Consider the following 5,770-nt stretch of genomic DNA (forward strand, 5'->3'; position numbering starts at 1 on the left):
TCTCTTTGTTGTGGTAAACAAGAGTTTAAGGCGTTGCTTATTTTTTTCAACTATTCCCTAATTCTATACAGACCCTATTAGTCATATTATTTAATTTGTAGCACATATAAAAAAGCACCTACTAGTAACCTATCAGCAGATGCTTTTTATTGGAATCGTCTTATTCTTATAAGGTTTTATTCTTTTACTTCTAAGCCTTATTTTTAGATCACTCTACTTTTTGACTACCCTGTTAAATACAGAGCCGCTATTGGCATCAACATTTAGCTCAATAATCTGGTTGCTTTTAAGTACTTCGACTTCGTAGTAGGAAGTATGGTCGGCATAATCGCGATCATTCTTAAACTCAATCTCCATCACTCGGCCATTGGTATTTTTCTCAGCTATGCTCATGGCCTTTGTAATATTAATTTTTGCTTGCTTCTGAGTTTTAAAATCCGCAATATCGCCACTATCTAGACGTTCAGTTTCAGTGCCAATAACTTTGCCTGTAAGGGCATCGACTTTGATCTCGTAATTATGCGTGTCTGTATTGAACTCTATCTCGTAGACGCCGCCTTTTGCTTTGTCATCGTCATCATCGAACTCAGCACTGACAAGCGTCCCTGATGCTTTTTTACTGGTTACGTTAATGGCTTTCTTTAAGGTAATTTTACTCGCTTGGGCCGCACGGACTTCACTAGATTTAGCAGTTGTTTTATTTGACGACTGCTCAGCAGCACTTGCTGTTGTACTTAGCACGCCAGCACTTAATGCTAGGGTAAGGCAAGCGCCTAGAGTGGTTAGCTGAAAGCTTTTTAGTAGGGTATTCATAAAGTTATCTCCTGATTGTACTGTTAGTTTTTATTACTGCCTTTTTTATTATTTGTATTATGATACGTCGGTCTGCGGATAACATTGAGGCAAAAAAGTAGCTTAATGTAGTATCAATGTGTTGCAAGGTACTCATCTATTAAGTTAATAAGCCATCAATTCCCTAAGTGACTAAGCTATAGATACTCATTTTATTTTAGCCAGCAAACGGTATAATATGCTCCCTCATTTATTATCTTTTTTACCTGTACATCTTCACTAGGTCATTCACGCCATCTATGCTAAATACTTCATTAAATAATGCTTTGTTAAAAACGTCAGACTTGCTATCCGAAGACAGTACCAATGACAACAACCTTTCTCTATCTGATCTTGCTATCCATTCTGAGGCAGCCACAGCTTTTGCCAGCTTACCGTCTGTTATTCAAAATGCACTAATCCAAAAAAAACGTATTGTATGTATTGCCAATAATCCTTCTATAGATACGTCAAGTCTGGATGCCTTGCTACAACCAACAGATATGCTGGTATTGTTTAATGATTTTATTCATGCTGATTACTTCGCCAATCATCCACTGGTAAGCACATTACCCAAACTGTTATTTTTCCGCCAGATTGGGGATAGCAATCTGCATTTTGGCCTACCGCCCAGAAGTAATAACGTGATGGCTATTAACAAGATGGCTAACCACGCGCCATTAGGTATGCTCCTTAGTAACCAACCTTATCAGTTTCCACATCCAAGCGAGGATCAAAGCCCGCATGATGATCCTGTGACCGCAAGCCGGATATTGATCATTCCCAGTGCGCTGAACGATTTATTGCATAACGATGATCATTGCGGCGTACTCTCAGAGCAACATCCAGTAGTTACCGACTATCCTTATTTTTCCGACATTCACTCCTCTGCCCCATCATCGGGGTTCTTATTATACCGTCTACTATTGGCAGCGCGTGTGCACGTGCAGCGCCTGCAAGAGTCTACAATGCCGCTACAGATAGTGATGATTGGTTTTAATGATGAGGATAAAACGGCACATTTTTGGCAAGGGCACAACTGGAGGTTTGAACGTCAGGAGATGGCGAAAGCTCCCTATGGTGTACAGGTTATTCGCCAATATTAGCCAATCAGTATTGGCTGCTGATAAGACTAAACAGTGAATAATTTAAACATAAGGCGCATCGGCCCAATGCGCCGCCTCAATCTCAGCAGCACTTGACTGACGGATAATATTAATCGGTTCCTGTTGCTCAGCTTGCCAAGTAATCAGTCCCATATCTACAAACTCTACCAGCCACCCAGCCATGGGCCAGTGTTGCCATTTATCGTAAAAACGGTTGGCATTAATGACGATGCTCTCTAAGTGGTTTAATGGCGGTCGGTACACGCTGTGCTGTTGGTGATAAATCACATCGTCGGTTAAGTAAAAGTCAATAGCTAACGCTCGTGCGGTAAAGGCAAAATCGGTATCTTCAGCGCCATAGCCGACATACTGGGTATCAAAACCACCAATTTTCTCAAATTGCACCCGCGATATCGCAAAGCATAAACTCCAAAATGCCCCATAATCTTGCGTCTGCTCCATACTCATTTCAATATCTGTCTCAACGCTAGTAGCATTAGAGCTGCTGGGCTTAATATTGTATCGATAAGGATTATAGACGGACAGTTTATCTAAACTTGATTTGAGTAAAGTACCTTGCTGCAGCTTCACGCCCTCAACGTCCGTCAAGGGTCGGGTAAGATAGCGCGGCTGTCCCATCAGTAAGGCGTTAGGTTTAGCTTGTAATTTAGAGGCTAATTGCTCAATAAAAGTTGGCGCAACGATACAATCAACATCTAAAAATATCAGTGCATCATTGGTAGCATGGGTAGCCCCGACATTACGATTGCGCCCGATATCAAAAGTACTATTTAATAACATGCTAGTAGTGGTGGGAATTTGTACAATATTGAGAGAAAATTTTGCCAACTGCTCGGGGTCGGCATCGTCATTTACGATAATGACTTCGTCAGGTCTAACGCTACCTTGCATAAGACTGCTAAGCAGATTATAAAGATGACGGTTACGCCCATAACAGGTCGTAATGATGCTCACAGGAATGGTCACAGAATCAGTTATCGGCTCTTTTTTTGCTATAGTCATAATGGCTTCTTTTATCGTTCTTATTTCTGTTATGTGAGTTACTTATAATGGCTTATTTTTATATTAAATTTCAGGACTTAATCCAAGCTGCGGTAATAACCAGTCCTGAAACCATAGTTTGGGTGATGAGTAAGTGGCAAGGCTATTTATAACAATCTTCGCCTTAGAATCTTGCGCTAATGAACCAGCTGCATTGGCAAATTTAGGGTTTTGACTTTTAGAATCTAGATCTTCATTATTGTCGTACGTTGATGATACTTTTTGGATTTGCCCCTCTACTATCCGTGCCATAAACTGCTTCCAACTTAGAGCGCGACCTTGAGCTATTAAGGCCTCCGCCATTACTTCTTGCTCTCGATGCGGGCGGCTATCCGGCAGTACCACTAGTGGCGTCGCATAATCATAAGCTTGCGCAATACCATTGAGACCGCACGCCATCAGCAACCAATTACTATGCGCAATAAATGGCGTCACATCATCGACCTGAGCAGACATATCGACAAACTCAAGCATATCCCCATTGATAGGGCCAAGCGATATAATGAACGCGTCTGGTAATGCGTGACGTAGCGCTGATAGTTTTGCATCGATAGCGTCGTGACCGCCATAGCCCTTAATCACAGTAATTATCATTGGTTGGCGTTTATCTACATTTATATGAGTCGTTGTGCTGTCCGTTATACACTGATTATTATCTTTATCAGAAAACTCATTAATAGGACTTAGAAGGAATGTGCGCAAACGATCATTAACAGGCGCGTCAGTAGTTGTATTAGTTGAGGTCATTAGCATCTGGATAAATGCTTTATAAGTTAACCGTTTCCCATTAGCTGCCGGTAAGAAATCAAGATATAACGTCTTTTGGCGAACCCAGTCCGCCGTCATCAAGGCTTCCAATGTCTGCGGATAAGGCGCTATCAGCCCAAGTGCGCCGGTAAATGCACTAACATGCGGCGCATCATCTCGAATACCTGCCAGCCTAACATACAGATAAGGCACACTGGCGGCGCGGCATAGCATCGCTACCTCAACGCTAACATCAATAATCATGATATCAATCTGATACTGCCGAATGGTGTTTAGTATCTGCCAGCTTCGCGTTTGGATATCGACATTGCCAACGGGAGAATAGTGTAGACTCTTTGGTTGCCAATACTGACCTGCGCGTCCGCTCAGTACATCATCTGGTCGCTCATCTTCAGCATTAAGACGAACAATTTGCTTCTCAGTTATCGTAGTAAAAGTATAAGCGTCAGCAGCTAAGCTGGTAAATACCGTCAATTGTCGTTGTAGTTCAACTGGCAACAATGCCGCTAATTTATCTGCTTGCCTGCAATGACCTGAGCCGTGATGATGGGCATAATAACCAATACGCATGATATTAATTTCCTAAAAAACAGACGCTTGTGCGTTACGGTCTGTATGCGTAGTGTCCAAGAGTGGAGTATCTAACGACGTTTTACCCAAGCTTGTTCGCTTATTAGCCGCGTATGGCTTCTGACTAGAAGGATTGTCTTTTAATGCTTGTTTATATAACTGCACATAGCCGTCCACCATGGTCGCTACTGAGCAAAATTTCTCGGCACGGTTGCGGCATGCCTGCCGTGATATACCCTTAATATCAGCAAAAGCTTGCACAAAGGCATCTTTATCTGCTTTAGGAACAATAATACCGGTGCTCGACGTGATAATTTCAGCGCTTGCGCCAACATCAAAACCAATAACAGGCGTGCCACAAGCCAAGCTCTCAGCCAGCGTCAACCCATAAGGCTCATCCCAAGTACTGGTAAATAGCATCGCGGTTGACTGACATAAATAGTCATTAATCTCAGCTTTGCTTACATGCCCGACATAATCAAATAACGGCGACGCGCCCTTCTCCTTACTATCCTTGCCGTCTGCTGCCAATAGGGGGGCGACTTGTTGATTAAAGTACTCCTCATTACTTTTAGGGCCAGCAATCACTAAACGTCTACCTGCAGCTTTACAATATTGCATCGCTAAATGTGTGCCCTTTTCGGGGCAAATACGTCCGTACCAAAAATAGATTTCGTCATCAATAGATTGAATATTAGCGGTAAATGATTGCACATCAATACCGTTATAAACCACATGCGAAGGCACAAACTCAGCAAATAGCTGCTGTTGATGAGCACTAATCGCCGTAAACTGAGTTTTCGTGCCTTGTCTTAATGTCAACAACGCCAAACGTAACGGTGGAAAAATAGGCGTATGAAAGGTGGTGAAAAACCTTGACCCGAACGCTTGACCAAGCATCATTGGGATATGGTGCAAGCTGTGATTGTGTACCACATCAATCTCTCCGCGCTCACTACGAATGATAATATCGTGCATTGCGCGCTGATAAACTAGATACTGATATAGCTCCTCACGACTCATGCCCACTGAGTCATGCTCATTGTCATAAACCATAGCATCAAATTGGGGACGCGTTAATAGCGGTATCAACGTAGCGTTCGTCTGACTGTCCGAATGCGCATAAAGCAACACCTCATGGCCTTGGGCGACCAGCTCATCACAGAGCAGCTGAGTAATCATCTCAAGCCCTCCCGCATAAGGCTGCGCAATCGGATATAAAGAATGCGCAATAATCGCTATTCGTAATGAAGGCATATTATGTATGGGCATAGAACTCGTGTTTTTATTATCAATAAGCTTGGGTACATCGACATTCATAGTAGACAGCATAAATAATCCAGAATAAATTAAATAACTAGGGTCTGTATAGAATTAGGGAATAGTTGAAAAAAATAAGCAACGCCTTAAACTCTTGTTTACCACAACAAAGA

The 5,770-nt window shown here is 42.4% G+C and carries 5 protein-coding genes; 1 reads left to right on the forward strand and 4 read right to left on the reverse strand.

Annotation, left to right across the window (positions count from 1 at the left end):
• Nucleotides 1-213: 213 nt before the first annotated feature.
• Nucleotides 214-813: a PepSY domain-containing protein gene (locus JMY06_RS11455; RefSeq protein WP_201618377.1), complete on the reverse strand. Its 600-nt coding sequence runs from the start codon at nt 811-813 to the stop codon at nt 214-216.
• Nucleotides 814-1,091: 278 nt separating this feature from the next.
• On the opposite strand from JMY06_RS11455, the gene JMY06_RS11460 reads away from it, so the two are divergent.
• The gene (locus JMY06_RS11460) at nt 1,092-1,937 is read left to right on the forward strand and encodes a hypothetical protein (protein WP_201618378.1); all 846 of its coding nucleotides are present in this window, start codon (nt 1,092-1,094) and stop codon (nt 1,935-1,937) included.
• Nucleotides 1,938-1,979: 42 nt separating this feature from the next.
• Here the strand turns inward: JMY06_RS11460 and JMY06_RS11465 are convergent, their stop codons facing one another.
• The 3 genes from JMY06_RS11465 to JMY06_RS11475 all read right to left on the reverse strand — a co-directional run bounded on the left by JMY06_RS11465 (nt 1,980) and on the right by JMY06_RS11475 (nt 5,669).
• The gene (locus JMY06_RS11465; RefSeq protein ID WP_201618379.1) at nt 1,980-2,960 is read right to left on the reverse strand and encodes a glycosyltransferase family 2 protein; all 981 of its coding nucleotides are present in this window, start codon (nt 2,958-2,960) and stop codon (nt 1,980-1,982) included.
• A gap of 63 nt (nt 2,961-3,023) precedes the next feature.
• Nucleotides 3,024-4,337: a hypothetical protein gene (locus JMY06_RS11470; RefSeq protein ID WP_201618380.1), complete on the reverse strand. Its 1,314-nt coding sequence runs from the start codon at nt 4,335-4,337 to the stop codon at nt 3,024-3,026.
• A gap of 12 nt (nt 4,338-4,349) precedes the next feature.
• Nucleotides 4,350-5,669 (reverse strand): glycosyltransferase, encoded by a 1,320-nt coding sequence (locus tag JMY06_RS11475; RefSeq protein WP_201618381.1) that lies wholly within the window; start codon nt 5,667-5,669, stop codon nt 4,350-4,352.
• Nucleotides 5,670-5,770: the final 101 nt, after the last annotated feature.

The organism is Psychrobacter urativorans, from assembly GCF_904846675.1.
In the GTDB taxonomy this organism is placed as follows: Bacteria; Pseudomonadota; Gammaproteobacteria; order Pseudomonadales; family Moraxellaceae; genus Psychrobacter; species Psychrobacter urativorans_B.

Coding starts and splice junctions, on each gene's coding strand:
- JMY06_RS11455 (WP_201618377.1), bottom strand. CDS start 813: ATGAATACCCTACTAAAAAGCTTTCAGCTAACCACTCTAGGCGCTTGC.
- JMY06_RS11460 (WP_201618378.1), top strand. CDS start 1,092: ATGCTAAATACTTCATTAAATAATGCTTTGTTAAAAACGTCAGACTTG.
- JMY06_RS11465 (WP_201618379.1), bottom strand. CDS start 2,960: ATGACTATAGCAAAAAAAGAGCCGATAACTGATTCTGTGACCATTCCT.
- JMY06_RS11470 (WP_201618380.1), bottom strand. CDS start 4,337: ATGCGTATTGGTTATTATGCCCATCATCACGGCTCAGGTCATTGCAGG.
- JMY06_RS11475 (WP_201618381.1), bottom strand. CDS start 5,669: ATGCTGTCTACTATGAATGTCGATGTACCCAAGCTTATTGATAATAAA.